This is a genomic window from Spirillospora sp. NPDC047279 (genome assembly GCF_040643285.1).
Lineage (GTDB): Bacteria > Actinomycetota > Actinomycetes > Streptosporangiales > Streptosporangiaceae > Spirillospora.
Genome location: NZ_JBEYUA010000003.1, coordinates 245,882 through 272,227 on the forward strand (window position 1 = coordinate 245,882; position 26,346 = coordinate 272,227).

23 protein-coding genes are annotated in these 26,346 nt (G+C 72.5%); 9 read left to right on the top strand and 14 right to left on the bottom strand.

Annotation, left to right across the window (positions count from 1 at the left end):
• The first annotated feature begins 311 nt into the window (after positions 1 to 311).
• On the top strand, positions 312 to 1,598 hold the full coding sequence (locus ABZ810_RS08295) for a DUF222 domain-containing protein (protein ID WP_358400835.1): 1,287 nt from the start codon (positions 312 to 314) through the stop codon (positions 1,596 to 1,598).
• A 221-nt stretch (positions 1,599 to 1,819) separates the two neighbouring features.
• Here the strand turns inward: ABZ810_RS08295 and ABZ810_RS08300 are convergent, their stop codons facing one another.
• The 7 genes from ABZ810_RS08300 to ABZ810_RS08330 all read right to left on the bottom strand — a co-directional run bounded on the left by ABZ810_RS08300 (position 1,820) and on the right by ABZ810_RS08330 (position 8,302).
• Positions 1,820 to 2,611 carry an integrase core domain-containing protein gene (locus ABZ810_RS08300; RefSeq protein ID WP_358400837.1) on the bottom strand — a complete coding sequence of 264 codons (792 nt, stop codon included), beginning with the start codon at positions 2,609 to 2,611 and terminating at the stop codon, positions 1,820 to 1,822.
• A gap of 131 nt (positions 2,612 to 2,742) precedes the next feature.
• Entirely contained in the window at positions 2,743 to 3,063 is a 321-nt protein-coding gene (locus ABZ810_RS08305; protein ID WP_358400839.1) for a transposase, read from the bottom strand.
• 196 nt (positions 3,064 to 3,259) lie between these two features.
• Positions 3,260 to 4,219, bottom strand: a complete 960-nt coding sequence (locus ABZ810_RS08310) for an ROK family protein (RefSeq protein ID WP_358400841.1) — start codon at positions 4,217 to 4,219, stop codon at positions 3,260 to 3,262.
• On the bottom strand, positions 4,216 to 5,034 hold the full coding sequence (locus ABZ810_RS08315) for a carbohydrate ABC transporter permease (RefSeq protein ID WP_358400843.1): 819 nt from the start codon (positions 5,032 to 5,034) through the stop codon (positions 4,216 to 4,218). Before ABZ810_RS08315 ends, ABZ810_RS08310 begins: the two co-directional genes overlap by 4 nt.
• A complete protein-coding gene (locus tag ABZ810_RS08320; RefSeq protein ID WP_358400846.1) occupies positions 5,031 to 5,966 on the bottom strand; it encodes a sugar ABC transporter permease in 936 nt (311 codons plus the stop codon). The genes ABZ810_RS08315 and ABZ810_RS08320 overlap by 4 nt, the downstream gene beginning before the upstream one ends.
• 10 nt (positions 5,967 to 5,976) lie before the next feature.
• On the bottom strand, positions 5,977 to 7,230 hold the full coding sequence (locus ABZ810_RS08325) for an extracellular solute-binding protein (RefSeq protein WP_358400848.1): 1,254 nt from the start codon (positions 7,228 to 7,230) through the stop codon (positions 5,977 to 5,979).
• 466 nt (positions 7,231 to 7,696) lie between these two features.
• Positions 7,697 to 8,302 (bottom strand): response regulator transcription factor, encoded by a 606-nt coding sequence (locus ABZ810_RS08330; protein WP_358400851.1) that lies wholly within the window; start codon positions 8,300 to 8,302, stop codon positions 7,697 to 7,699.
• 70 nt (positions 8,303 to 8,372) lie between these two features.
• On the opposite strand from ABZ810_RS08330, the gene ABZ810_RS08335 reads away from it, so the two are divergent.
• Positions 8,373 to 8,711 (top strand): hypothetical protein, encoded by a 339-nt coding sequence (locus tag ABZ810_RS08335; RefSeq protein ID WP_358400853.1) that lies wholly within the window; start codon positions 8,373 to 8,375, stop codon positions 8,709 to 8,711.
• A 70-nt stretch (positions 8,712 to 8,781) separates the two neighbouring features.
• Positions 8,782 to 11,109: a molybdopterin-dependent oxidoreductase gene (locus tag ABZ810_RS08340; RefSeq protein ID WP_358400855.1), complete on the top strand. Its 2,328-nt coding sequence runs from the start codon at positions 8,782 to 8,784 to the stop codon at positions 11,107 to 11,109.
• On the opposite strand, the gene ABZ810_RS08345 is transcribed toward ABZ810_RS08340, so the two are convergent.
• The 5 genes from ABZ810_RS08345 to ABZ810_RS08365 form a co-directional block, all read right to left on the bottom strand.
• Positions 11,056 to 11,586, bottom strand: coding sequence for a helix-turn-helix domain-containing protein (locus ABZ810_RS08345; RefSeq protein WP_358400857.1), 531 nt, complete (start codon positions 11,584 to 11,586; stop codon positions 11,056 to 11,058). The two genes, ABZ810_RS08340 and ABZ810_RS08345, sit on opposite strands and share 54 nt — an antisense overlap.
• Positions 11,587 to 11,655: 69 nt before the next feature.
• Positions 11,656 to 12,789, bottom strand: a complete 1,134-nt coding sequence (locus tag ABZ810_RS08350) for an Ig-like domain-containing protein (RefSeq protein WP_358400859.1) — start codon at positions 12,787 to 12,789, stop codon at positions 11,656 to 11,658.
• Positions 12,790 to 12,961: 172 nt separating this feature from the next.
• Positions 12,962 to 13,351, bottom strand: a complete 390-nt coding sequence (locus ABZ810_RS08355; protein ID WP_358400862.1) for a YchJ family metal-binding protein — start codon at positions 13,349 to 13,351, stop codon at positions 12,962 to 12,964.
• A 14-nt stretch (positions 13,352 to 13,365) separates the two neighbouring features.
• Positions 13,366 to 14,859: a serine/threonine-protein kinase gene (locus ABZ810_RS08360; RefSeq protein WP_358400864.1), complete on the bottom strand. Its 1,494-nt coding sequence runs from the start codon at positions 14,857 to 14,859 to the stop codon at positions 13,366 to 13,368.
• Between the two features lie 187 nt (positions 14,860 to 15,046).
• Entirely contained in the window at positions 15,047 to 16,345 is a 1,299-nt protein-coding gene (locus ABZ810_RS08365; protein ID WP_358400867.1) for an FAD-binding protein, read from the bottom strand.
• A gap of 172 nt (positions 16,346 to 16,517) precedes the next feature.
• On the opposite strand from ABZ810_RS08365, the gene ABZ810_RS08370 reads away from it, so the two are divergent.
• The 5 genes from ABZ810_RS08370 (at position 16,518) to ABZ810_RS08390 (ending at position 23,369) form a co-directional block, all read left to right on the top strand.
• Positions 16,518 to 19,910 (top strand): BTAD domain-containing putative transcriptional regulator, encoded by a 3,393-nt coding sequence (locus ABZ810_RS08370; RefSeq protein WP_358400870.1) that lies wholly within the window; start codon positions 16,518 to 16,520, stop codon positions 19,908 to 19,910.
• Positions 19,911 to 20,067: 157 nt separating this feature from the next.
• Positions 20,068 to 20,712 carry a nicotinamide riboside transporter PnuC gene (gene pnuC / locus ABZ810_RS08375; protein ID WP_358400873.1) on the top strand — a complete coding sequence of 215 codons (645 nt, stop codon included), beginning with the start codon at positions 20,068 to 20,070 and terminating at the stop codon, positions 20,710 to 20,712.
• Positions 20,709 to 21,770 (top strand): AAA family ATPase, encoded by a 1,062-nt coding sequence (locus tag ABZ810_RS08380; protein ID WP_358400876.1) that lies wholly within the window; start codon positions 20,709 to 20,711, stop codon positions 21,768 to 21,770. Before pnuC ends, ABZ810_RS08380 begins: the two co-directional genes overlap by 4 nt.
• Before the next feature lie 25 nt (positions 21,771 to 21,795).
• Positions 21,796 to 22,104: a hypothetical protein gene (locus ABZ810_RS08385; protein ID WP_358400879.1), complete on the top strand. Its 309-nt coding sequence runs from the start codon at positions 21,796 to 21,798 to the stop codon at positions 22,102 to 22,104.
• 35 nt (positions 22,105 to 22,139) lie between these two features.
• Positions 22,140 to 23,369, top strand: a complete 1,230-nt coding sequence (locus tag ABZ810_RS08390; protein ID WP_358400881.1) for an MFS transporter — start codon at positions 22,140 to 22,142, stop codon at positions 23,367 to 23,369.
• Positions 23,370 to 23,421: 52 nt separating this feature from the next.
• On the opposite strand, the gene ABZ810_RS08395 is transcribed toward ABZ810_RS08390, so the two are convergent.
• Both ABZ810_RS08395 and ABZ810_RS08400 read right to left on the bottom strand, forming a co-directional pair.
• Positions 23,422 to 24,381 carry a DUF5954 family protein gene (locus tag ABZ810_RS08395; RefSeq protein WP_358400883.1) on the bottom strand — a complete coding sequence of 320 codons (960 nt, stop codon included), beginning with the start codon at positions 24,379 to 24,381 and terminating at the stop codon, positions 23,422 to 23,424.
• 216 nt (positions 24,382 to 24,597) lie between these two features.
• A complete protein-coding gene (locus ABZ810_RS08400; RefSeq protein ID WP_358400886.1) occupies positions 24,598 to 25,206 on the bottom strand; it encodes a dioxygenase in 609 nt (202 codons plus the stop codon).
• A gap of 187 nt (positions 25,207 to 25,393) precedes the next feature.
• On the opposite strand from ABZ810_RS08400, the gene ABZ810_RS08405 reads away from it, so the two are divergent.
• A complete protein-coding gene (locus ABZ810_RS08405) occupies positions 25,394 to 26,317 on the top strand; it encodes a helix-turn-helix domain-containing protein (protein WP_358400888.1) in 924 nt (307 codons plus the stop codon).
• The last annotated feature ends 29 nt before the right edge of the window (positions 26,318 to 26,346 follow it).

Sequence of the window (26,346 nt, forward strand, 5' to 3'; positions counted from 1 at the left end):
GAAGGGCGGAAGGGCGGAAGGGCGGAAGGGCGGAAGGGCGGAAGGGCGGAAGGGCGGAAGGGCGGAAGGGCGGAAGGGCGGAAGGGCGGAAGGGCGGAAGGGCGTGCGCGGTGGGTCAGTTCGGCTCCGCTCAGCCGTCCACCTGCAGCAACCGGCTTAGACTCCGGCTCACCCGTGCCGGGCCGCGCACCCACCGCCGTGGGACGAAAGATCCGCCCGCCCACCGGCCAGGGAATTGTTGGCCAGCTGCGGCCAATCGAAATGTCCGTAATCAGATAATTGCAATCCGTCACCATCGATATAATCAAGACATGCATTCGATCGTCGCGGATCTAGAGACCGCCTCCACCGCGGAATTGGTGGAAGCGGTAGCCGCGATCGCCACCCACCTCGCCCACCGCCCCGCACCCGACTCCGGGTCTGCCTGCATGGAGCTGGCCGAAGACCTGGCGCGCGCGTTCGATCAAGGCGAATTCGCATTGGCCGCGATGATCGCGACGGTGGACCGCACCGGTGAAATGAAGCACTGGGGGCTGCCGTCCACCCAGGCGTGGCTGCGCTGCCGTCTGGGGATGCGGGAAGGCCGCGCGAAAGAACGCGTCACCCTGGCCCGGCAGTTGCCGCGTTTGGAGCGGGTGAGTAAGGACCTGGCTGCCGGTGCCCTGTCGCTCGGCTACGCGGCTACGGTTGCCGACGCCGTGCAGCGGTTGAACGATGAGGACTGCGCGGCCGCCGAGGACATCCTGTTGAACGCCGCCAACGACGGGCTGTCGGCGGGCAAGGTCGCCCGATTGGGCCGCAAGATCCACGATCTGGTCTCTGAGGTCGACGGCACCGAGAAGGCGCCTGAGGACGTCAAGCGCGGGTACGAGCGTTCGTGGTTGACGTTGAGCCGGTCGTTGGATGGTGGGTCGTATGTGAACGGGTGGCTCAATCCCGAAGACGCCGCGATCCTGGACGGCACCCTCGGCCACCTGGCCAAACCAGCCGGGGCCGACGACCGACGAGACCTGGGTGAACGGACGGCAGCCGCCCTCACCACCGTGCTGTCACACGGGCACAACGACACCCGCGTCACCGTCATCGCCAACCTGGAGACGCTGATGGGCGAGGATGCGCCCGGTTGGCTGCGGGACGGCACCCCCATCCCGGCCGAGCAGGTGCGGCGGCTGGCGCTCACCGCCGGCGTCTCACCGCTGCTCCTGGGGCCGGGGAACGTGCCGCTCTACCTGGGCCACACCACCCGCATCGCCAGCCCAGGCCAACGCAGGGTGCTGGAAACCCAGTACGACAGCTGCGCCGTCCACGGCTGCGAAGTCCCCGGCTTCCTCTGCGAAGTCGACCACATCGACGGATGGGCACTGGGACAGAGCCCGACCGACATCGACAAGCTCGCGCTGTGCTGCGGCTGGCACAACAGGTGGAAACACACCCACCCCGACCAGATCAACATCAGCAAGAACCAGCACGGACTGTACGTCTACCGGACGCTGCCGCCTGGCGGGGTGGCGAGATCCAGACGGGACAGATGGCCCACGGGACGATCACCCGACCCAGGCGGCGATAACCCCTGGGATGATCACCACCTCGCGGCCTGAGCAACCACCCGCACACCGCCTTGAGACCCGGCACCAGCCCCCCGCCGGGTCCACAGGCCTGCTCACAGGCGGCGTAGCGCGGCTGCCCCGGGGTCTTGCTGGGCTGCTTGCTGGACGGGACGACAACCAAGGAACCCGCCTAGGTTGGTTGTCTTTGGCAGCGGTTGGTGCCTGACCTGAGTTCGCCCGTAGGTGGGCGTGTCCCGCGTCAAGAATTGGGCTCAGAAACCCGGGTCTGAAAGTTTGGGATGCAGGCTCGGGTCGGTGTAGATCTCGATCGGCCGGTGGCCGCCGAGGCTCTGATGGGGCCGGATGTGGTTGAAGATCTGCCGATAGGTCTCGGCCTCGCGGGCCAGCGCAGGCAGATCGTCGATCTCGATCCGGTACAGGTGTTGGTACTTCAGCGATCCGTACGCGCGCTCGCGGACGCCGTTCTGGCCGGGTGAGCGGCGGCGGGGGCGGATATGCACGAACTCGGTCCGGCCCGCGATGAACCGAGCGAACGCGGCGCCCTTGAACGCGGGCCCGTTGTCGGTGACCAGCTTGATCTTGGCTGGCTCGCCCGTCACCGGGTCGGCCAAGGCCTGTTCCAGCGCGCAGCCCGCCAATCGCTCGGCCTCGGCGATCGCCAGTTGCGCCGCGGCGATGGCATCGGCCCCGGTGCAGGTCGGGGCGATGTGCCAGCCGTGTTCGTACCTGGTGAAGTAGTCGGTCACCCCGGCGATCCGCCAGATCCCGCCCGCGGTGGTCTCGTGCTCGGAGAAGTCCAGCTGCCACACCTGGTTCGGCGCGGTGGGCGGATCGGCGAACGCAGTCTTGCGCACCGCTGCGAGCCGGCGGCGTTCGCCCTGGTAGTCGATCGGCTGGAGCAGGCCACGGCGTCGCATCGCCCGCTCCACACTGGAGGCCGAGGCGGTGTGCCCGTCCGCGGCCATCAGCCAGTGAATCTTGCGGTGGCCCCAGGCCGGCCAGTCCGCGGCGTACTTGGCCGCCGTCGGCTCGATCTCATCCACGACCGGGGCGGGCCATGGTCCCTTGGGCGGCCGTTGGACCGCCTGCTTGGCACGCCACCGGGTGCAGGTGCGGCGCGGGATGCCGGTCAGCCGGCAGAACCTCGAGATCGGCATCGCCGCGTCTTGGCGGATCACCTCGAGGTCCGCGAAGGGGCCAGGCGCCCCTCGGCCGACTTCTTCCACGCCCGCAGCTGCACATGCGCCTCACCCAGCGCCGCGTGCAGATCGGCGATCTCGGCCTCCAACTGCTTCTCCCTGGTCGAGGCACCCGACGACCGGGCCGACGCCAGGCCCTGCTTTCCACCCTCCAGGGACTGGGCCTTCCACTTGGCCACCGAGGTCCCCGACGTCTTGTTCCGCCGGGCCGCCTCCGCGACCGTCATCTCACCAGCCAGGACCGACAACACGATCCGCAGCTTGTCCTCCACCCAGAACTGTGGGGGGCGACTCACGATGCGTCTCCTTCAGGCACAGAAGTCCCAACTAACTCCTGCGCCACTAAGTCTGACGCGCGACAGGCGGTCGAGGCCGGAGGGCGGCTGTGGCGCGCGCTCCGCGGTGCCGTGGCCATGACTGGATTGAGGGGAGCTCTCTCGTGCGGCTTTGGTTCGGCTGGCTGTGAACGGGAGGGACTGTCCGGGGTGTGGGTCAGGTCTCGGCGGCGTGGAGGGCCAGGACGGCGGCGCCGTGCACGGCGGCCTCCGTGCCCAGCTGGGCGGGGACCAGGGGCGGCGGCGGCCGCAGCGGGAGGCGCTGGGCGAGGCGCACGGCGAGAGGGGCGAAGAGGCGGGGGCCCGCTTCGGCGAGGCCGCCGCCGATGACGATGCGGGAGGGGTCGAGCATCATCGTGGCGGTCGCCAGGGCGTCGGCGAGCGTGTCCAGGGCCTCGGTCCACACGCGGGAGGCCAGGACGTCGCCGGACTCGGCGCGGGCGATGACCTCCTCGGCGGGGACGTGCGGTCCGGAAGGGGGAGGGGACTCGGTCCCCCAGATGCCGATGGACGCGCGGACGGGGACGCGCAGGGCGCTGTAGCGGCGTGAGATGGAGGCGGCGGAGGCGTAGGTCTCCAGGCAGCCGCGGGCGCCGCAGGCGCAGGGTTCGCCGTCGGGGCGGACGACGATGTGGCCGATCTCGCCGCTCCAGGAGGTGGCGCCGGGATAGGGCGCGCCGTTGATCATCAGGGCGGCGGCGATGCCGGTGCCGATGGGGACGAAGAGGAAGTCGGAGGTGTCGCGGCCGGCGCCGTGGGCGGCCTCGCCGACGCCGCCGGTGCGGACGTCGTGCGCGACGGCGACCGGGAGCCCCAGGCGGGCGGTGGCGAGGTCGCGGACGGGGACGTTCTCCCAGCCGATGTTGGCGGAACGTACGGCGGTGCCGGTCGCGTCGTCCACGATGCCGGGGAGGGCGAGGCCGGCCGCGAGCGGGGCGCCGCCCTTGAGCGCGGCGCGTGCCTTGAGGTCGGCGGCGAAGTCGAGGATGGAGTCGACCACCACGTCCGGGCCGCGTTCGCGGAGGGTGGGGCGGCGCTCGGTCTCCAGGACGTCGCCGCCGGCGATGATCGCGCCCTTCATGGACGTGCCGCCGACGTCGATCGCGATGACGCTCATTTCACCGACCCCGCGGTCAGGCCGCCGATCAGGTACCGCTCGATGAAGATGAAGAGGATCACGACGGGGACGATCGCGATCAGCGAGGTGGCGAACAGGAACTGCCAGTGCTCCTGGTACTGGGTCACGAACGAGGGGATCGCGACGGTGAGCGGCCGGCGGTTGGGCGAGGCCGTCACGGTGAGGGCGATGATGTACTCGTTCCAGGCCGCGATGAACGTGTAGACGACGGCCGTCACCACGCCGGGCAGCGAGATGGGGAGGGTGACCCGGGTCAGGGCGCTCATCCGGCCCGCGCCGTCCAGGAAGGCCGCCTCCTCGAGCTCCTTGGGGATGCTGGCGAAGTAGCCGTGCAGGATCCACACGCAGAACGGCAGGTTGAACGCCGCGTTCACCAGGATCAGCGCGAGCAGGGTGTCGGTCAGGTCGAGCGCGACCATCTCCCGGTAGATGCCGATCACCAGCGCGGTGGGCGCGAACATCTGGGTGATGAGGACGAGCAGCAGGAAGCCGTTGCGGCCGCGGAACCGGTTGCGCGCGGTGTAGTAGGCGGCGGGCAGCGCGCACAGGAGCGTGACCAGCGTCGCGGCGGCCGAGACGACCAGGGAGACCTGCATGTTCTGCCAGATCGGCTGGGACGACCAGACGTCGATGTAGTTCGACCACTTCCAGTCGGACGGCAGGTAGGTCCCGGGCGATCTGGTGAGCTCGTCCTCGGGCTTGAGCGAGGTGAGGAACATCTGGATGTACGGGACCAGGAAGAACAGCCCGACCAGCCAGCCGAGGCCGGCGAGGATGACAGTGCGGGGCCTCATCGGACCTCCTCCCGCCAGCGTGAGGCGCGCAGGTAGAGCAGCACCATGATGAGCACGAGCGCGAAGTTGACGACCGCCATGGCCGCCGACTCGCCCACGTTCTGGTCATAGAACGCGATCTTGTACATGAACGTCGTGGTGGTGTCGGTGGCGTGGCCGGGGCCGCCGCCGGTCATCGCCCAGATGATCGGGAACGAGTTGAAGACGTTGATCACGTTCACGATCGAGGCGATCAGGATCGCGGGGCGTAGCAGCGGCAGCGTGATCTGGAAGTACGTGCGCCGGCCGGTGGCGCCGTCGACGCGCGCCGCCTCGTACACGTCGTCCGGGATGGTCTGGAGCCCGGCGAGGATGACGAACGAGGTGAACGGCAGGGAGACGAAGACCGCCACCCACATCATCCAGATCATCGCCCACTCGGGGTGCGCCAGCCAGTTGACCGGCTTGTCGATGACGTTGAGGTCGAGCAGGACGCGGTTGACCAGGCCCGAGTAGTTGTCGAGCATCCACTTCCAGATGAGCGCGGTCATCAGCACCGACGCCGCCCACGGCACGATCACCGCCCACCGCACGGCGCGGCGCCCGGGGAAGCGCGCGTTGAGCAGCTGCCCGAGCGCCAGCGACAACACCTGCGTGACGACCACGACGCCGACGACCCAGAAGAGCGTGCGTCCCAGCACCGGCAGCAGGTCGTCCTCGGCGAAGAGGTCCGAGTAGTTCGTGGTCCCGTTCGACCCGAGCGTCACACCCGAAGAGCTGATCTTCAGGGTGGACGTGCGGACCATCTCGACGACCGGCCACAACACCACGACCAGGATCAGCAGGATGGACGGGCCGAGCCAGGGCAGCGGCGCGAGCGCGCGGAGCAGGCGCCGCCCGAACGTGGCACGTGGTGCCGGGGCGGCGACCGCCCCGGCACCACGGGTCTTCAAGTCCTGCAACTCAGCTGCCGCTCTTCTCGGCGGTCGCCTGGATGTCGCCCAGCACCTTCTTCGGGTCCTTGGTCGACACCGCGGAGCCGAGGTCCTGCTTCACGGCGCCGGCGACCGCGCTCCACGCCGGGTTGCCGGTCGGCGCGAACTTCGACGTCGGCAGCGCGTCCACGAACTGCTTGAAGTACGGGTCGGCGCTCAGCGCGTCGCCGGCCGACTTCGTCACCGGCAGGAAGCCCTCCAGCTTGAGGAACTTGGAGGTGTTCTCCGCCTGGTAGAAGTGGTTGAGGAACTTGGTGATGGCGTCCTTGTTCTTGCCGTCGCTCTTCTTGAACGCGGCGAGCACGTCCATCACGCCGAGGGTGTTGTGCTCGGTGCCGCTCTTGCTCGGCAGCGGCGCGACGCCGTACGGCAGGTCCTTGTTGACCTTGTTGATGAACGCCTCACGGGTGAACGGCCCGCCGATGGCCATGCCGATCTTGCCCTGGGCGAACTGGTTGAAGACCGTCTTGCGGTCGGTCGTCTCCGGGTTCGGCTGCGTCAGCCCCGACTTGTTGAGGTCGCGCAGGTACTCCAGCGTCTCGACGTTGGCCGGCTGGTCGATGGTCCACTTGCCGGACGCGTCGACCCAGCCGCCGCCGTTGTTCATCGTCCAGGAGTAGAACTCGGCCTGCGACTCCTCGGGGCCGAGCGGCAGGCCGTACCCGATGGTGCCCTTGGCCTTGATCTTCTGGGCGGCGGTCTTGACCTCCGCCCAGGTCTTCGGCGGCTCGTTGATGCCGGCCTTGCCGAGCAGGTCCTTGTTGTAGAACAGCAGCCGCGCGCTGCTGATGAACGGCAGTCCGTACTGCTCGCCCTGGTACTTGGCCTGCTCGACGAACGTGGGCGTGAAGTCGCTCAGCACCTGCGGGGACACTACCTCGGACGCCTTGTAGATCAGGCCGTCCCGGGCGAAGTCGGAGAACGCGTTGTAGTTGAGGACGTCGGGGACCTGCTTGGTCTGGACGTAGGTCTTGACCTTGGCGTCCATCTGCGTCCAGTCGACCATCTCGAGCTGGACCTTGTAGCCGGAGTTCTTGGCCTCGAAGTCCTTGATGAGGCCGTCCCAGAAACCCTTGGTGTTGTCGTCGTAGATCGCCGCGACGAACTTGATCGTCTTGCCGTCCGAGTCGCCGTCGCCCGACGAGCTTCCCTTGCTGCAGCCGCTCACGCCGAGGGCCAACGTCAGACCCACCGCCATGGCGCCCATGAGGTGCCGCTTCATCTGTCCCCGCCTTCTCCGGCTTCACTACGAGGCGCCCGTGACGCCCTGGTTCGCTTGCCGCCAACCCCCCGGTGCGGCGCGTGGCCGCTTGGCGTGGTCCCTCTGCGGCCGGAAGCCGCCGTTCACCCCCCTTGCGCGCATGAAAAATTGTGCGCGGTGCGAGTGCCCTACGAGCAGAATCGCGCGTGGCCATGAAGATAAGAGGTGGTCCGTACCAGTTCAAGAGGTCCAGTTAGTAGGAGTCTTAACTGTTACCCGTCCCGCCGCCCGGGCCCGTCCGTGCCCCGGCCGCGACCGGCCGTCCGGTCCACACCCCACCCTCGACTGGTATGGCCGAACCCGCTCTGCCCGGCGGGCCCGCGCGCGCCGGATCCGGCCGCTCGATTTTTCTCCAGAAATTTGTGCGGGCGCCCGCGATCCATCACTCTCCGCACACCCTCACCGGCGGGCCGGCGGCGGACCGGCGTCAGATCCAGCCGGCGTCGGTGGCGATGCGGGCGGCGTCGGTGCGGTTGCGGGCGTTGAGTTTGGTGACGACGGCGGTCAGGTAGTTGCGCACGGTGCCCGGGGTGAGGTGGAGGCGTTCGGCGATCTCGGGGGCCTCGGCGCCCTCGGCGGCCAGGCGGAGCACGTCGGTCTCGCGCGGGGTGAGCGGGTTCTCGGTGACGTCCCAGGCGGTGAGCGCGAGGCTGGGGTCGAGGACGCGGCGGCCCTCGGCGACTGCGCGGACGGCGGCGACCAGGTCGTCCGGCGGGGCGGTCTTGAGGAGGAAGCCGCTGACGTGGGCGCCCAGCGCGCGGCGCAGGTGGCCGGGCTTGCCGTGGCCGGTGAGGATGAGGACGCGGCAGGCGGGGAGCGCGGTGTGGAGGTCGGCGGCCGCGGTGAGGCCGTCGAGGCCTGGCATGTCGACGTCGAGGACGGCGACGTCGGGGCCGGTCGCGCGGGCGGTCGCGACGACCTTGTCGCCCGTGCCGACCTGGGCGACCACGGTCAGGTCGGGTTCCAGGTCGAGGAGGGCGGCGAGCGCGCCCCGCACGACATGGTGGTCATCGGCCAGCAGCACCTTGATCACGCCCTATGTCTATCAAGGGCCCGGCATCGCCGGAGACGGGTGGTGTTGTTGGGGATTCGGGAGGAAGCGCGTGACCGCGGCTTGGCACTCCGGCGGGTACGAGACGATCATGATCGAGAAGGCGCTGGGGGCGGGCCGGGTCGCGGCCTGGGTGCTGGCGGGGCTGTTCACCGCGGGGACCGTCGCCCTGCTGCTGATGTTCACGCTCTACGTGCAGCCGAACGGGGCGGCGCGGGCGTGGTGGGCGTTCGCCGTCGCGGCCGCGTTCATCGGCGTCGTGCACTGGCTGGTCGCGCTGGCCACCAGCCGGTTCAGGCCGGGTGCGCTCGGGCTGGCGATGGCCGTCACGGCCGTGGTCTTCTGCACCGCCTCCTGGAGCGCGTTCGGCGGGCTGATGATGTACGGATGAGTGGGTTTCGCTAAAGAACTGACTCCGTTAGAGTGCCGCCCAGGGAGCGCGAGCGACCCAGGGAGGTCCGATGGGCAAGACCGGAGCGGCCGCGGGCGAGTGGCGGCCGAGCGCCTGCATCCTCTGCGAGTGCAACTGCGGGATCGAGATCCTGGTGGGGGCGGACGGCAGGACGTTCGACAAGATCCGCGGTGACAGGGCCCATCCGGCCTCCCAGGGCTACACCTGCAACAAGGCGCTGCGCCTGGACCACTACCAGAACGGCCGGTCGGGGCGGATCACCCGGCCGCTGCGGCGCCGCGCGGACGGCACGTTCGAGGAGATCGGCTGGGACACCGCGATCGCCGAGATCGCGGCGCGCCTCCAGGAGATCGGGGCGACGCACGGCGGGCAGTCGATCTTCTACTACGGCGGTGGCGGCCAGGGGAACCACCTCGGCGGCGCGTACGCCCCGGCGACGATGCACGCGTTCGGCATGCGCTACCGGTCGAGCGCGCTCGCGCAGGAGAAGACCGGCGAGTTCTGGGTGAACGCGCGGATGCTCGGCCTGCCCAACCGGGCGGACGTGGAGCACTGCGAGGTCGCCCTGTTCGTCGGCAAGAACCCCTACCAGTCGCACGGTTTCCCGCGGGCCAGGTCGGTGCTGAAGGAGATCGCCAAGGACCCGGAACGGTCGATGATCGTGATCGATCCGGTCCGGACCGAGACCGCCGAGCTCGCCGACTTCCATCTGAGGGTGCGGCCGGGCACCGACCTCTACCTGCTCACGGCGCTGGCGGCGGTGCTGGTGCAGGAGGGGCTGATCGCGGACGGATGGCTGGCCGAGCACGCCGACGGCGTGGCGGCGGTGACGGCCGTCCTGGCCGCGGTGGACGTCGCGGACTGCTGCGGGATCGCCGACGTGGACGAGGACCTCGTCCGCGCGGCGGCCCGGCGCCTGGCGGCGGCGTCGTCGGTCGCGGTGCTGGAGGATCTCGGCGTCCAGATGAACCGCGACTCCACGGTGGTCAGCTACGTCGAGAAGCTGATCTGGCTGCTGACCGGCAACCTGGGCAAGCGCGGCGCTCAGTACGTGTTCTCCGCGCTGGCGCCGATCGGGCGCGACCGCGGCCATCCGGCGGGCGAGGGGCCGCGCAGCCCGGTGGCCGGCGCGCAGATCATCGGCGGGCTCGTGCCGTGCAACGTGATCGCCGAGGAGATCCTCACCGACCATCCGGACCGGTACCGCGCGATGCTCGTCGAGAGCGCCAACCCGGCGCACTCGCTCGCCGACTCGGCCGCGATGCGGGCGGCGCTGGAGGCGCTGGAGCTGGTGGTGGTCATCGACGTCGCGATGACCGAGACCGCGCGGCTGGCCGACTACGTGCTGCCCGCGCCCACGCAGTACGAGAAGCACGAGGCGACGTTCTTCAACTTCGACTTCCCGCGCAACATCTTCCATCTGCGCCACCCGGTGGTCGACGCGCCGGACGGCGTCCTGCCCGAGCCCGAGATCCACGCCCGGCTGGTCGAGGCCGCGGGCGCGCTCGGCGAGGACGACTACGCGCCGCTCCGGGAGGCGGCCGCCAGGGGGCGGCAGGCGTTCGCGGAGGCGTTCCTGACCACGCTGGCCGAACGGCCCGACCTCGCCCGGCTCGGGGCGGTGCTGCTCTACCGGACCCTCGGCCCGACGTTGCCGGACGGCGCCGCGTCGGCCGCCGCGCTCTGGGCCGCCGCGCACAAGTGCGCCCAGTCCAACCCGGACGGCGTGCGGCGCGCCGGGTACGGCGAGGGGTTCGAGGCGGGCGAACGGCTCTTCGACGCGATCGTGTCGGGCCCGCGCGGCGTGGTCATCACCGACGACGAGTACGACGAGACCTGGCGGCGGCTAGGCGGGCGGCGGATCCGGCTGGACGTCCCTGAGCTGCTGGGCGAGGTCGCCCGGCTCGCCGACCGCCCGCGCCCCGGCCCGCAGGCGGACTGGCCGTTCGTGTTGTCGGCGGGCGAGCGGCGCGCGTTCACCGCCAACACGATCATCCGCGACCCCGGCTGGCGGCGCCGCGACGCCGCGGGCACGCTGCGGATGAACGAGGCGGACGCGGCGCGGCTCGGCGTCGCCGCGGGCGACCGGGTGCGGCTCACGACCAGGCGCGGCAGCACCGAGGTCACCGTCGACCCGACCGACCGGATGCGCCCGGGACACGTCTCGCTGCCCAACGGCTTCGGCCTGTCGGACGGCGAGGGGCAGACGGCCGGCGTGGCGCCGAACGAGCTCACCGCGGCGGAGGACCGCGACGCGTTCGCGGGCACGCCGTGGCACAAGCACGTGCCCGCCAGGGTGGAGGCCCTGCCGGTGGACTCCCTCTCAGCCGCCGGAGCCCGTGGCGGGGTCGGCGGCGCCGCCGGCGAAGCGCGGTAGCTCCCCGGCCTTCTCGCGCAGGCGTTGGGGGAAGCCCGGCCCCAGCTCGGGCCGGACGTGCCGGCGGTCGAGCGGCTCGCGGCACTCGGCGCACACGACCTCGGCGTGCGTCGTGTGCCCGCAGGTCGTGTGCCGCAGCAGGATCGGCGGCCCCTCGTCGCCCGACATCCACTTGTCGCCCCAGCGGACCATGGCGGCCAGCACCGGGAAGAAGTCCTCGCCCTTCTCGGTCAGGCGGTATTCGTAGCGGACCGGCCGTTCCTGGTAGGGGACCTTGTCGAGCAGGCCCTCCTCGACGAGCCGGTTGAGCCGCTGCGTGAGGACGTTGCGCCCGATGCGCAGGCTCGTGACGAAGTCGTCGAAGCGCGTGACCCCGTACGACGCCTCGCGCAGCACCAGCGGCGTCCACCAGTCGCCGAGGAGGTCGACCGTGCGGGCCACCGAGCAGGGCCACTTGTCAAAGGGGGTGCGCTTCACCCCGGCCATGCTAGTCGGTTGCCCTAGCGAACCGACCCCCGCAGAATCGGCCCCTGCCGAACCGCGGGGTCAGTCGAGCTCGCTGCCCTTCTTCCACTTGTCCCAGGACAGCTCCCAGAACGACCAGCCGTTCTGCCAGTCCAGGTCGCGCCGGGTGCCGGTGACGATCACGACGTCGCCGGGCTGGGAGTTCTTGTAGAACTTGACCGCGGCCGCGTCGGGCTGCCGGACGCAGCCGTGGCTGCAGTTCTCCCTGCCCAGGCAGTAGTACTCGCCCGAGGTCTGGTGCAGGTACTCGCCGCTGTTGGAGATCCGGACCGCGTAGTTGATCAGCAGGTCGTAGTAGCCGGGGTCGCCCTTCTTGCGGCCCGGCGAGATCATGCGGGTCGGGTTGTTCTTCTCCATGGTCAGGTGGATGCCGCTGGTGGTGGTGTATTCGAGGGTGGTGCCGTTGCCGCCGCTGACCGGCACCGACTTCTCCTTCTTGCCGTCCACCTTGGTGATCCTGCGGTGCTTCTTGAGGTCGACCGTGGAGATCCGGGACTCACCGATCTCGAACGTGCGGGTGAGGTCCTTCGTCCCGTACACGCCCTTGGACGACCGCACGCCGGCCAGGTGGGCGACGAGCGTGACCTTCTGGTGCGCGGGCCAGTAGGTCTTGGTGCGGTAGACCACCTGCTGATTGCCGATCCACCGCCAGGCGCCCTCGACCGGCTTCTCGGCCTTGACCTCCAGCGCCTTCTCGACCTGCTCCTTGTTGTGGACCTCGCGGTCGAAGTTGAGGATGATCGGCGTCCCGACGCCGTACTCCTTGCCGCGGTTGCCCTCGAGGATCCAGTCCAGCGAGGCCGACAGGGTCTCGTCCGGCTTGAGCGTCCTGAACTTGCTGGTGGCCTGCGCGGCGGCGCCGTCGGCGTTCTTGGCGGTCGCGCTCACCTCGTACGAGGTGCTGGGGGAGAGCGTCCAGGTGGACTTCCACTCGGTCCGCGCGGCGTTGAACGTGCCGGCGACGTCCTTGGACCCGGCCTTGACGCTGACCGCGTCGAGCTTGCCGCCGGCGGCCGTCACCGTGACGCCGGAGTCGGGACGGGCCTTCTTGGTGTCGGACGCGGGGGTGATCGTCACCTTGGCGGGCGCGGCCTTCGAACCGCCGCCACCGCCGCCCCCACCGGAACCGCCCGAGTCGCCCTGGCATGCGGACACCGCGAGGCCACCGGCCAGCAAGAGTCCCAGAACACGAAATCGCCTGTCCACGCGCAACGTTTGCCATCCTGCTGACCGGCCCCGGGGAGACCATGTCCCGAGGGGTGTCGAAAAGAAGCTCCTGATTGGCTTTGATGGCAAGTTACCCGGTTTGGTTCATAGGACTCCAGGGTCAGGTGACATTGCCCTTCAGGTAAACCCACACGCCTTCGTCGTGCCGGACGAAGCGGCTCACCTCGTGCAGCGACCCCGCCTGCCCGCCCTGCCGGAACGCGGCGCGGAACTCGACCGTGCCCCTGGTGTCGGACGGCCCGCCCGCCGCGGTGCCGATGATCTCCAGCCCCTCCCACCGGAGGTCCGGCTCGAAGCCGACCTCGGCGGGCCGGGTCGCCGGGTGCCAGCTCCTGATCAGGTAGTCCGCGTCCTGGACGGTGAACGCGCTGTAGCGCGAGCGCATGAGCCGCTCGGCCGTCTCGGCCCGGACCTCGCCGCGGTGCAGGCGCCCGCAGCAGTCGTCGTAGGAGGCGGGCAGGCCGCAGGGGCAGGAAGAACGTCGGGACATGGCCCCATCCTCGCTCAGGCGACCTTGCGCAGGCGTCCGCTGCCCTGGTCCGAGGCCGTCCGGTACGAGTAGGTCAGCGTCCCGTCCTTCTCGGACCTGAGCGTGATCGTCACGACCGGCGTGCACGCGCCCTGGCCGATGTGCTCCTCCAGGCGCAGGTCGGTCCAGGTCAGCTCGAGCAGCTTGAGCCCGCCGTTGCAGTTCAGCGCGGGGTAGTCGCTGGTGCCGACCGTCTGGCCGGGCCCGCCCCGGGCGATGGTCATGGTCGCGGCGGACGACGACACCCGCGTGCCGCGCCGCCGGTCGACCTTGCCGGTCCAGGTGCCGAGGTACCGCGCGTAGACGTCACCGCTCGCCGGCGGCTCGTTCGCGGACGCCTCGTCGTCGGCCCAGGGGCGCACGATCATGGCGACGATCCCGGCGACGATCAGGACGGCGAGCGCGCCGGCCAGCGCGGAGACCGCCAGGCCCGCCACGCCGGACAACACGGGCCGTCCGGGGCCTCCACGACCCGCCGGATCCCCGGGGCCCATCGCACCCGCCCGGCCCATCGCACCGCCTGGGCCCATCGCACCGGCCGGGCCCGCCGCGCCCGCCGCGTGCGGCCCGTTCGCCGAACGGGCCGCACGCGGACGCCGCTCCGAACGCGGCAGCCGCGCGGTGCGGGGCGCCGTGCCCGGACCGAGCGCGCCCTGAGGGCGGTGCCCGGCCAGCAGCTCCAGCAGCTGGGGGACGGTGGGCCGGTCGGCGGGGTTCTTGGCGAGCGCGGCCGCCACGACCTGCCGCAGCGACGGGTCGAGCCCGTCCAGGCCGGGCGGTTCGTGCACGACCTTGTAGAGCACCTCGGGGACGGTCCGGCCGTCGAACGGGCTGTCGCCCAATCCGGCGAACGCGATGACGCAACCCCAGGAGAAGACGTCGGACGCCGGGCTGATCGCACCGCCCGTCAGCAGCTCCGGCGCCATGTAGGCGGGCGTGCCGACGGCGTGCCCGGTCGTGGTCACGCCCTTCCGCGCGTCCAGCGCGCGGGCGATGCCGAAGTCGATGACCCGGGGCCCCACGGCCGACAGCAGCACGTTCGCCGGCTTGAGGTCGCGGTGCACGATCCCGGCGTCGTGGATGGCCGACAGCGCGGTCGCCACCCCGACGGCGAGCCCGTCCAGGTTGGATCCGCGCAGCGCCCCCGACCGTTCCACCGCCTGGTCGAGCGTCGGCCCGTCGATGAACTCGGTCACGACGAAGATCGGCTCCTCGCCGTCCAGCGACGCGTCCAGCACGGGCGCCGTGCAGAACCGCCGGACGCGCCGGGCCGCCTCCACCTCGCGCACGAACCGTTCGCGGAACACCGGGTCGTCCGCCAGCTCGGGGTTGATGACCTTGACCGCCACCCGGTGGCCGTCGGGGTCCTCGCCGAGGAAGACCGTGCCCATGCCGCCGCGCCCGAGCCGCCCGCTCAGCAGATACCGGCCGAGCTCGACCGGATCGTTCGCCTGCAACATCTCGGTCATGCCCGGCCCATCCCTTGATCGCTGACCGGACGAGCTTACGGCGTCACGGCGCCGTCCCGGCCGCCGATCGGGACGGCGGCCGGGACGGCCGGAGGGCGGCTCGCGGGCCTGCCTGGAGCGGGTCGACACAGAGTGAACGAGGCGGCACGCGGCCGGCGGGGCGGTGGCGAGGTACGGGGTCGAGCGATCAGAGCGGGTAGTTGCCGCGGAAGAGTCCCCGCGGGTCGCGGGTCCGCTTGATGTCGCGCAGCCGGGCCAGCGTCGCGGGGGAGAACGCGCTCGCGGCGTGGTCGCCGGGGCCCAGGAACGTGTACGGCTTGCGGCCGCTGGTGAAGCGCGACACGGAGTTCGCGATCTCGGTCTGCTTCGCCGCGACGGCCGCCGCCCGCTCCGGCCCGGCCGGGATGCCGAACAGGTAGAGCAGGTACGGCTCGGCGATCCGGCCGCTGGCGCCGGCGTTCCCGTCCGGGCGGGCCAGCGCGCCGCCCAGGTGGCGCACCTGGACGCTGAGGAGGGGGTCGATCGGGTTCTCCAGCAACGTCCCGGCCACCTCGTCGTTCAGCTCGGTCAGGAGCTCGGCGCGGGAGAGGCCGGGCGCGGGGTCGGTGGGCTCGGCGGTGATGGTGCCCAGCTCGGCGACCGGCAGCGTGCGGCGCCCGTCGTTCAGCACGCCCTCGACCTTGTCGAACGGGCGGAGCAGCGCGGCGCCCTCCGCCGCGCTCCCGAGGAAGGTGGCGTCCACGGCCACCAGCGGCTCGCCGCCGGGGAACCGCACCAGGTCGAACCACACCGCCAGCTCGTCCGGCGCCGCCGCGGTCACCTCGCGGAAGGCCGCCAGCACCGCGGGCGCCTGGGCGGCGGGCCACATCACGCGGCCGCCGTAGAGCTCCGGTGCCGGGAAGAGCTCGAACTCGACGGCGGTGACGATCGCGAACTCGCCGCTGCCCCCGCGCAGCGCCCAGAACAGGTCCGGGTCGGAACCGGCGGTCACCCGGGCCTTCGCCCCGTCCGCGTCCACGACCTCGAACGCGCGGACGGCGTCCGCCCCGAAGCCCTGGCTGCGGCTGAACCAGCTGAGCCCGCCGCCCACCAGGTAGCCGGTCACGCTGACCACCGGCGAGCTGCCCGCCGGGCCGGCCAGCCCGAGCGGGCCCGCCGCCTCCAGCACGCGGCCCCACCGCACTCCGGCGCCGACGCGGGCGATCCGCTCGTCCGGCCGGATCTCGAACTCGTCCAGCCCGCCGGTGCGCAGCAGGATCGCGCCCTCGACGTCGCCGGTCGCGCCGTGGCCGCTGGGCTGGGCCAGGATCGTCCGGCCGGTCAGCTTGGCGTGCCGCACCGCGGCGGCCACGTCGTCGGCGTCCGCCGCCTCGACGACCAGGTCCACGGGCTGGGTGACCGCGACGTTCCAGGGGCGGGCCGCCCGCTCGAATCCCTCGTCCCCGGAGACCAGCGCCCGGCCCTTGATCGCGTTCTGGATGTTCATGATCTTCCCTCCGTTGTGATGACCTCAGCCTCGCCCGGCCCTGTTGGGATCGGGCTGGGACCGAGCTGAGGTCCGGCGGGGAGGCCCGCCCCGGGCTGGATCGTACGGCCGTCGGCGCAGGTCGGGGCCCTATGCTGAGGACATCCGCGCAGGAACTGGACACGAGGTGGAGATGGCGGCCGGCCTGTCGATCCGGATGTTCGGCCCGCTGGAGGTCACCGACGGCTCGGGGACCCCGGTCGACCTGGGCACCCGCAAGCAGCGCGCCCTGCTCGCGATGCTGGCGATCGAGCCCGGCCGCGTGGTGTCGCTCGACCGCCTGATCCAGGAGCTCTGGGCCGGGGAGCCGCCCGCCGGGGCCACCCGGACGCTCCAGGCCTACATCGCCCATCTGCGCAAGGTACTGGAGCCCGGCCGGGCGCCGCGGACGCCGCCGCGCGTGCTCCTGACCCGCGAACCCGGCTACCTGCTGGCCGTCACCCCCGGGCAGATCGATCTCGAACGTTTCCTGGCGGCGGCCGAGGAGGGGCGCCAGGCCCTCGCCCGGGGCGCCCATGCCGAGGCACTGGAGATCCTGGACCGGGCCCTGGAGTCCTGGCGCGGCGACCCGCTGGGCGAGTTCGCCGACCAGGAGTTCGCGCAGCCCCTGGTCGCCCGGCTGGCCGAGGTGCGCGGGGCCGCCTTGGAGGATCGTCTCGATGCGCGCCTGGCGCTCGGCGGGGCCGCGGCGGCCGTCCCGGACCTGGAGGCCCTGGTCGACGACCACCCCTACCGCGAACGTGCCTGGGCCCTGCTCGTCCTGGCCCTCTACCGCGCCGGGCGCCAGGCCGACGCGCTCGCCGCCCTCCGCCGCGTCCGCGAACGCCTGAACGAGGACCTCGCCCTCCAGCCCGGCCCCGAGCTGCGCCGGCTGGAGCAGGAGGTCTTCGAGCAGTCGCCGTCCCTGGACGCCCCCGCGGCCGGCCCCGCGCGCCCGCCCGTGTCCGCGCACCCGCTCGTGTCGGCGCCACCGCCCGCGTCCGCGGGATCGCTCGCGCCCACGGGGCCGTCCGCACCCGCGTCCGCGGGGCCGCGGGCCCGGGGCGGCGCGGCGGCGCCGTCCGACGGGCTGATCGCTCGGGACGGTCATCTGGAACGGGCGGACGCCCTGCTCGGCGAGGTCCGGCGCGGTCGGGGCGGGGTGCTCCTGGTGACCGGGGAGGCCGGGATCGGGAAGTCCCGGCTGGCCCGCGAGATCGGCGAGCTGGCGGCGTCCCGCGGATTCCGGGTCGCGCGGAGCGGGTGCACGGACGGCACCGCGCCCGCGTTCTGGCCGTGGACCCAGGTGCTGCGCGACGCCGGGGCCGACGGCGGGCTGCTGTCGGGCGAGGCGCGAAGCGCGGGCGACGACCCCGACGCCGCGCTCTACGAGCTCTACGAACGTGTCGTCGCCGAGCTGACCGGCGGCGGGGAGCCGCTGCTGGTCTTCGTGGACGACCTGCACTGGGCGGACGTGTCGTCCCTCCGCCTCCTGGCCTACGTCGCGGAGGCGGCCGTGCGGCGGCCGCTGCTCGTGCTCACCACCCTCAGGCCCGAACCCGGCGACCATCCCGACGAGCTCCGCGACGTGCTCGGCGGGTTGTCCCGGCTGGAGGGCACCGAACGGTTCGACCTCGGGCCGTTCACCGCCGCCGACGTCTCGTCCTACCTGCGTTCGCGCGGCATCGCCGAGGTGCCCGACCTGGTCGGCGACCTGCTGGAACGCACCGGCGGCAACCCCTTCTACCTGGGCGAGGTGCTGCGCCTGCGCGAGAGCGCGCGCGGCGCCGCCGGAGCCGAGGCCGCCGGCGCCGTTCCGCCGGGGGCGCGCGAGGTCATCGAACGCCGGGTCGCGCAACTTCCCGAGGAGACCGGCCGCACGCTGCGCGCCCTCGCCGTGGCGGGCGCCGAGGCCGGCATCGACCTGCTGGAGGCCGTCACCGGGACCACCGCCGAAGAGGTGATGATGGCGCTCGAACCCGCCGTCGCCACCGGGCTCCTGACCGAGCCGCCCACCGGCGCCGACTACCGCTTCTCGCACGGCCTCGTCCGCGAGGCGCTGTACTCGGGCCTGAGCCGCCTGGAACGTTCGCGGCTGCACCTGAGGGTCGGCGAGGCGCTGGAACCCGTCCTGCCGGCGGCGCAGGCCGCGATCCTGGCCCGGCACTTCGGCAGGGCGGCGAAGGTCGGCGGAGCGGCCAAGGCGGTCGAGCACGCCGCCCGCGCGGCCCGCCACGCCACCGGCCAGCTCGCCTACACCGAGGCCGTGGAGTTCTGGGAACTGGCGCTCGCCGCGTCCGCGCCGGGCGCGGACGCCGAACGGGCCCGGCTGCTGACCGGGCTGGGCAACGCCCGGCGTTCCGCGGGCGACGCCACCGGCGCGTCCCGCGACCTGGACGACGCGTTCGAGCTCGCGCGCAGGGCGGACGACCAGGACGCGCTCATCGGCGTCATCACCGCGTTCAGCGGCCCGACCCTGTGGAACTGGCGGCCGTTCGGCGTGGTCAAGGACTCCGTCGTCGCCGCGATCGAGGACCTCCTCGCCCGCCCCCTGGACGACCGCGACCGGGCGGCGCTGCTCGGCGCGCTGGGCGTCGAGCTCTGTTACGGGCCGCGCCGGGCCGAGGGCGAGCGCCATGCCGCCGAGGGCGTGGAACTGGCCCGGAAGATCGGCGACCCCGGGCTGCGCGCCCAGACGCTCAACAACCTGCTGCTCGCCGCGTTCGTCCCCGGCGGGACGGCGACCCAGCGCAGGACCGCGGAGGAGATGGCCGCGCTGTCCGGCGTCCCGCGTTCGACCGAGCTGATCGCCCGGCTGTTCCTGATGTCGTGCCTGCTGCGCGCGGCCGACCTGCCCGGCTGGGACCGCGAGCTGGCCCGCTGCCGCGTGCTGCTGGGCGACCGGCCGCGTCCCGAGCTGGAGTCGATGGTCCGCATCGCCGAGACCGCGCGCGCGACGCTCGACGGGCGGTGGGACGACGCCGAGGCGCTCGTCGGCGCCTTCACCGCGCTGGGCTTCGGGTCGACGCCGTGGGGCGCGCGGTTCCGGATCCACGTCACCGGCTACACGTGCGCGCGCGGCCGGGGCGGCGGCGCCGAGATGGTCGACGACCTGGTGAACGCGGCGGACGTTCCGGACATGGTGCCGCTCCGGCCGCTCGCGGTGCTGGCCGCGGCCGAGGCGGGCCGCGACGACCTCGCCCGTGACCTGGTCGCGCGCTGGGGCACCGAGGTGCCCGACACCTGGATCGCCGACTTCCTGATCCCCGTCTGGGGCCTGGCCGCCGCCCGCCTCGGCGTCCCGGACCCGGCCGAGGCCTACGAACGGATCGCGCCGCGGGCCGGGCAGCTGGTCATCTGCGGGATGGGCACCGCGGGCTGGGGCTCCACCCACCTGGTGCTCGCCGAGCTGGCCGCCCGCCTCGGCCGCCGCGACCAGGCCGTCGCGCACGCCGAGGCCTCCCTGGACGTGCACCGGCGGCTCGGCCTCTCCCACTGGGAGGACCAGAGCCGCCGGCTCCTCGCAAACCTCATCACCCAGGACTGACCACCCGGCGCCGGGAGGTGTCCGTCATCGTGGTCCTTGTCTGGTTCCGTTGAGATCACCGACATGACGGAACGGGGGCGGCGAATGTGACGCGAACGGGACGGTTCGCGAAGATCGCGGTTTGTTAGGGTCGCGTGGACGTGATCTGGAGGCCCCGGTGACCCTGCACGACCTGCTGGAACCCCTGCTCTCACCCGCGTTCACCTTCAGGGGCACGCCCACCTCGTGGGGCGAGGTGCTGGGGTTCGTGACCGGGGTCGTGACGGTCGCGCTCGTGGTGCGGCAGCACATCCTCAACTGGCCGATCGGTATCGCCAACGTCGTGCTGCTGGGGCTGATCTTCTTCGACAGCGGGCTGTACGCCGACGCGAGCCTGCAGATCGTGTACGTCGTGCTCCAGCTGTACGGCTGGTGGGCCTGGCTCTACGGCGGCGTCGACCGTACCGCCGAGGTCGTCCGGCGGACGCGGCGCGCCGAGTGGATCGGCGTCGCGGTCGCCGGCGCCGCCGCCACCGGGATCATGTACTGGGTCCTGGACACCCGGACCGGGTCGAACGTGCCTTTCTGGGACGCGCTCACGACCGCCATCTCGCTCGCCGCCACCTACGGGCAGTGCCGCAAGCTGCTGGAGTCGTGGTGGTTGTGGATCCTGGCCGACCTCATCTACATCCCGCTCTACTCCTACAAGGAGCTCTACCTGACCGCCGCGCTGTACGTGGTGTTCCTCGGGTTGTGCGTCGCCGGGGTCCTCGCCTGGCGCCGGGACCTGGCCGCCCGCGCACCCGCGCCGGTACCGGCATGACGCACGGACTGGTGATCGGCAAGTTCTATCCGCCGCACGCCGGCCACCACCACCTCATCGACACCGCCGCCGCGGCGTGTGACCGGCTGTCGGTGGTCGTCGCCGCGTCGCCGGTGGAGTCGGTGCCGCTCGCCGACCGGGTGGCGTGGTTGCGCGAGACCCATCCGCAACCGCACGTGCACTTCGTGCCGGTGCTGGACGACGTCGAGGTCGACTACGACGACCAGGACGTCTGGCGGCGGCACGTCGAGATCTTCCGGCACGGGCTGCGGCTGCTGTGGGGCGACGAGCCGGGGATCGACGCGGTCTTCAGCTCCGAGGCGTACGGCAAGGAGCTGGCCCGCTGGTTCGGCGCCGTCGCGCACGACGTCGACGAACCCCGCGGCACGTTCCCGGTCAGCGGCACCGCCGTTCGCGCCGACCCGGTCGCGCACTGGCACTTCCTCGCGCCGCCGGTGCGCGCCGCGCTCGCCCGGCGCGTGGTCGTCGTCGGCGCCGAGTCCACCGGCACCACGACCCTCGCCCGCGCGCTCGCCGCGCACTACGCCGGGCTCGGCGGCCCGTACGCCGCGACCCGCTGGGTGCCCGAGTACGGCCGGACCTACTGCGAGGAACGCGTGGGCGGGCTCGGCCCGGGCGCCTGGCTGGACGACATCGAATGGACGCCCGCCGACTTCGCCCTCATCGCCGAACGGCAGCTGGACTGGGAGGACGCCGCCGCGCGGGTCGGCTCGCCGGTGCTGATCTGCGACACCGACGCGTTCGCCACCGCGCTCTGGCGCGAGCGGTACCTGGGCGAGCTCGGCCGGATCCCGGCGCGGGCGCGGCACGACCTGTGGATCCTGACCGACCACGAGGGCGTGCCGTTCGAGCAGGACGGCTGGCGCGACGGCGAGTCCGTCCGGGTCCGCATGGCCGGGCGGTTCCGCGCCGAGCTCGACCGCCGCCGCCTCCCGTACGTCATGGTCACCGGCCCGCACGAGCGGCGGCTGGCGGCGGCGGTCACCGCCGTGGACCGGCTTCTCGCCCGCGGCTGGACCTTCGCCCCGCCGCTCTGACGGCCCCGCCGCGGGCCCGCCGAAGGTGAGCTCGGCCAGCCGTGCCGCCACGTCGCGGCTGTCGACCGGCTCGAAGCGCAGGCCGCCGGGGGAGGGGAGCGCCGGGGACATGCCGATCGGCTACTTCAAGGCCAAGCACGGCGCCGAGCAGGCGATCACCGAGTCCGGTGTCCCGTTCACGACCCTGCGCGCCGCGCAGTTCAACGACCTGCCTCTGAAGATGGTGCGCGCCACGGCCAGGATGCCGGTGATCGCCCGGCCTGTGACCTCGTCACGTGCCCGGCGGGCCGCGCGCCCGGCGAGGAGGCGCGCCCGGCGGGGGCGCCTCCCTTGAATCTGACACCAATGTCAGGGCCGAACATTCGTCGCATGCAGACCGAGACCGCCAAGACCGCGTCCCCGGCCCCGGGCGGGACGGGCCGGCTCCCGCTCCCGGCCCTCCTCGCCCTGGCCACGGCCGTCTTCATCACCAGCCTCACCGAGACCCTGCCCGCCGGCGTGCTGCCCGCGATGAGCGGTGACCTGAACGTCGGCGAGCCCGCCATGGGCCAGGCGGTGACGATCTACGCGATCGGCACCGCGCTCACCGCGATCCCGCTGTCGGCCGCCACCGCCGGCTGGCGGCGCAAGCGGCTGCTGCTGACCGCGATGGCGGCGTTCGCCGCCGCCAACACCGTCACGGCGGCGTCCGGCGACTACGCGCTCACCATGGCGGCGCGCTTCGTCGCCGGGGTCGCCGCGGGCGTCGCGTGGGCGCTGCTGGCCGGGTACGCCCGCCGCCTGGCGCCCGTCCACCTCCAGGGCAAGGCGATCGCGGTCGTCATGACCGGCATCCCGGTCGCGCTGTCGCTCGGCGTGCCCGCGGGCACGTTCCTCGGCGAGCTGATCGGCTGGCGCGCGACGTTCGCCGTCATGACCGTGCTCACCGCCGTCCTGATCGCCTGGATCATCGCCCTGGTGCCCGACCTCCCCGGGCAGCGGCAGGGCGACCGCGCCCCGATCCTGCGCGCCCTCACCGTGCCGGGCGTGGCGCCGGTGTTGTTCGTCACCCTGGTCTTCGTCCTCGCCCACACGATCCTCTACACCTACGTCGCCACGTTCCTCGAACGCACCGGCATGGGCGGCGCCACCGACCTGGTCCTGCTGGTCTTCGGCGCCGCGTCGCTGGTCAGCATCTGGATCGTGGGCGCGCGCATCGACCGGCGCCTCCGCGTCCTGATGATCGCCGGCACGGTGCTGCTCGCGGTGGCCGCCGCGCTGCTGGCGCTCCTGGCGGACGGCCCGGCGCTGGTGTACGCGGCGGCGGCCCTGTGGGGGCTCGGCTGGGGCGGCGTGCCCACCCTGCTGCAGACCGCGGTGGCCGACGCCGGCGGCGACCACGCCGACGGCGCCCAGGCGATGCTCGTCACGCTGTGGAACGTGGCGATGGCGGGCGGCGGTGTCGTCGGCGGCGTCCTGCTCGGGCTCTTCGGCCACACGTCGTTCGCGTGGAGCGTCCTGGTGCTCCTCGTCCCCGTCCTGGCGGTCGTCGTCGCCGCCCGCGCCCACGGCTTCCCCGCCGTCCGCCCCGCAGCCGGTCCCGCGGCCGTGCCCGAATGAGCCGCGTGCCGCGCCGGAGGCGGGGACGTACGTGCCCGGGCCGGGCGCCGTGTCAGTCCTCGTGCTGGTATTCGTCCTCGGGAAGGCCGTAAAGTTCCTGGTCGGACGCCCGGGGCGCCTCGGGGCCGTCGCGCCCGAGGCGGATCATGCGGGAGACGCGGACCGTGCGGTAACACCGTCCCAGCACGTCGAACTCGTGCCCGGCCGTCGCCTCGACCTCCGCCGCGGCCCGCCGCCACTCGGCCACCTCGGCGGGGGCCGGCGGCTCGCCCTGGAAACCCCGCAGCTCGGGCAGCACGTCGCTGAAGTAGCGGGCGAGATGCGCGCGGGCCTGGTCGGGGTCGTGGCCGCCGGTGACGGGCTTGGCGGTGCCGTCCTTGATCTCCAGCACGGTGAACGTGGGCGGCAGCAGGACGACCCCGGCGTGCGTGTGCACGGCGTGCCGGGTCTCGGTCATGACGGCGTCCGCGACCGAGCCGGGGTTGGGGACGAACCCGGCCAGGTTGAGCCTGAGCTGGGTCTCCCACTGCCCGGCGGGCGCGAGCGGGTCGATGAGATGGCCGTGCAGCAGCGGGTCGCCGGCCAGCAGGTCGGCGTCGGTGACGCGCGGCGGCTCCATCACCCCGTTCATGATCAGAGTGAAGCGTTCGACGCGGATGACGCGGTACCGCCGCGCGCCGATCTCCCACTCGTCCTTGGGCAGCGGGTCGCCCTCCGGCGGGTCGAGCCGGTCGCCCGCGGCGCGCAGCGCCCGGACGACGCCGCCGTCCTCCTCGTTCTCGGCCTCCCCGCGCAGCCTGCGCGCCAGGTCGAAGCGGGCGCCCGCCGGGTCGCAGGCGCCGGTGGCCCCGATGCGCCACTCCGGGCCGTCCTGCACCGCGTGGCCGAAGTCGGGCGCCCCGAACGGGATCAGCTTGGGAAACCGCCGGATGCGCTCGCCGATCTCCTCGTCCCGCACCGCCGCCACCGGGTCCAGTTCGGCCACGAGGTTGATGTGGTCGTGCCCAGGCATCAACGGGAAGGCTGCCATACGTCCATCCTGGACACGAAGGGGTTCGTCACGCATGGTATTCGGCCGATCTCCAGATTGCGGCCTGCCGAATGGGCCGTCCGGCCCGGTCACATACCCGGTGGGGCGTCCGTGCCCGGACGGGCCCCGGAGACCGCTCCGGAGCCCGTCCTTCCGCCGGTGCGCGGCCTGGAGGCGATCGGCGCCGCGCACCGGGACTCAGGGCAGCCGGAGTACGAAGTCGAACGTCGCGGCGCGGCCGCCCGGCACGTCCTGGACGTCCATCACCAGCGTCGGGTCGAAGATCGTGTCGGTCTGGTTCCGCGGCTCGTTCGGGAAGTAGAGCTGCGAGGTGAGCACCCGCTGGTACGGGGCCTGCACCTTGACGTGGATGTGGCGGGTCCGGCCGGGATAGAGGCCGGGCACGATCGTGGTCAGCGCGAACCGGCCCGTCGCGTCGGTGTACTGGTGGCCGCGGAACCGGTAGCCGGCGTTGTCGTAGCGGCCGTAGTGGTCGGCCTGCCAGAAGTCCAGCAGGGCCCGGCCCACCGGCCGGCACGACATCGTGTAGACGAAGCCCGTCACCGTCAGCCGCGTCCCCACCGTGCCCGCCGCGATCAGCGACGTGCGCTGCGGGGAGTTGGGCTTGAAGTACGGTCCCTCGGTCTGCGGGCGGGTGGGCTCGTCCCCGTCGTCGCAGGTGGCGGTGGGCGGCAGCGAACGGGCCCGGGCCGGGGCGGCGTCCATGACGGCGGGCAGCGCCAGCGCGCCGAGTCCCACCGCCGTGATGAAGCCCTTCCGGCTCATCTCGTTGTTCGTGTCGGACACGGGACATCCTTCCTTGAACGTGACCCCACCGCGTCCTGTCTATCCCGGTGGCCACCCGCCGCCCTTGGCCTCGCCTGCCGCCCTGTTGGCGTTCCCTGCCGAACTCCGCCGCCCGCGTTGTGCGGGTTCGCGTGTTGACGCGGCCGACCGGCCCGGCAAACCTGGCGGCGAGTGCAAGGGAGCACGCATGCCGACGGAAATCACCACCGCCGACCACCCCGCCGAGGACCAGGCCGAGTACTGGCAGCACGCCATCGCCGAGGCGTTCGGCCCCCTCAACGTCCGTCCGCCCCGCCGGCGCGGATTCTCCGCCCGCCTCGTCGCCCGCACGCTGGGTCCCGTCCACGCCGGCGAGGTCTTCGCCCCGGCCCACGCCGTGCAGCGCACGGCGTCACAACTCTCCGCCGAGTACTACAAGATCGGCCTGATGCTGAGCGGGTCCTGCCTGCTCCGCCAGAACGACCGCACGATGCTCGTCCGGCCGGGCCAGTTCGTCCTCTACGACCTGAGCCGCCCCGTGCAGATCTCGTTCGTCGCGCACCACATCTTCACGGTGCTGGTCCCGCACCGCGCGATCCCGATCCCGCCGGACCGCGTCTCGACCCTGACCGCCACGCCGCTCGACACCCGCACCGGCCGGACGTTCACCGCGGTGCTCACCTCGCTCGCCCGGGACGGCGACGCCGTCGAGGGCCCGCACTCCCATCACCTGGGCGAGGCGATCGTCGACCTCATGACCGCGGCGCTGAGCGAACGCCTGGGCCGGGCGGCCGAGCCGCCGCCGCCCGACGCCCCCGACCTCTTCCGGGCCGTCCAGGCATGGATCGACGAGCACCTCCACCTGGTCGACCTGACCCCGGCCGCGATCGCCCAGGCCCACCACCTGTCGGTGCGGCAGCTCTACCGGATCTTCCAGTCGAGGGGCACCACCGTCGCCCGCTACATCCGCACCCGGCGCCTGGAGCACTGCCGCCGCGACCTGCGCGCCTCCACCCAGCCGATCGGCGCCGTCGCCGCCCGCTGGGGTTTCCCCGACGCCGCCGCGTTCAGCCGCGCCTTCCGCGCCGCCCACGGGACCACCCCCAGCGCCTACCGCGACCGCCACTCCTGACCGGCAGGCCAGGGGGCGAGGCCTGAGCG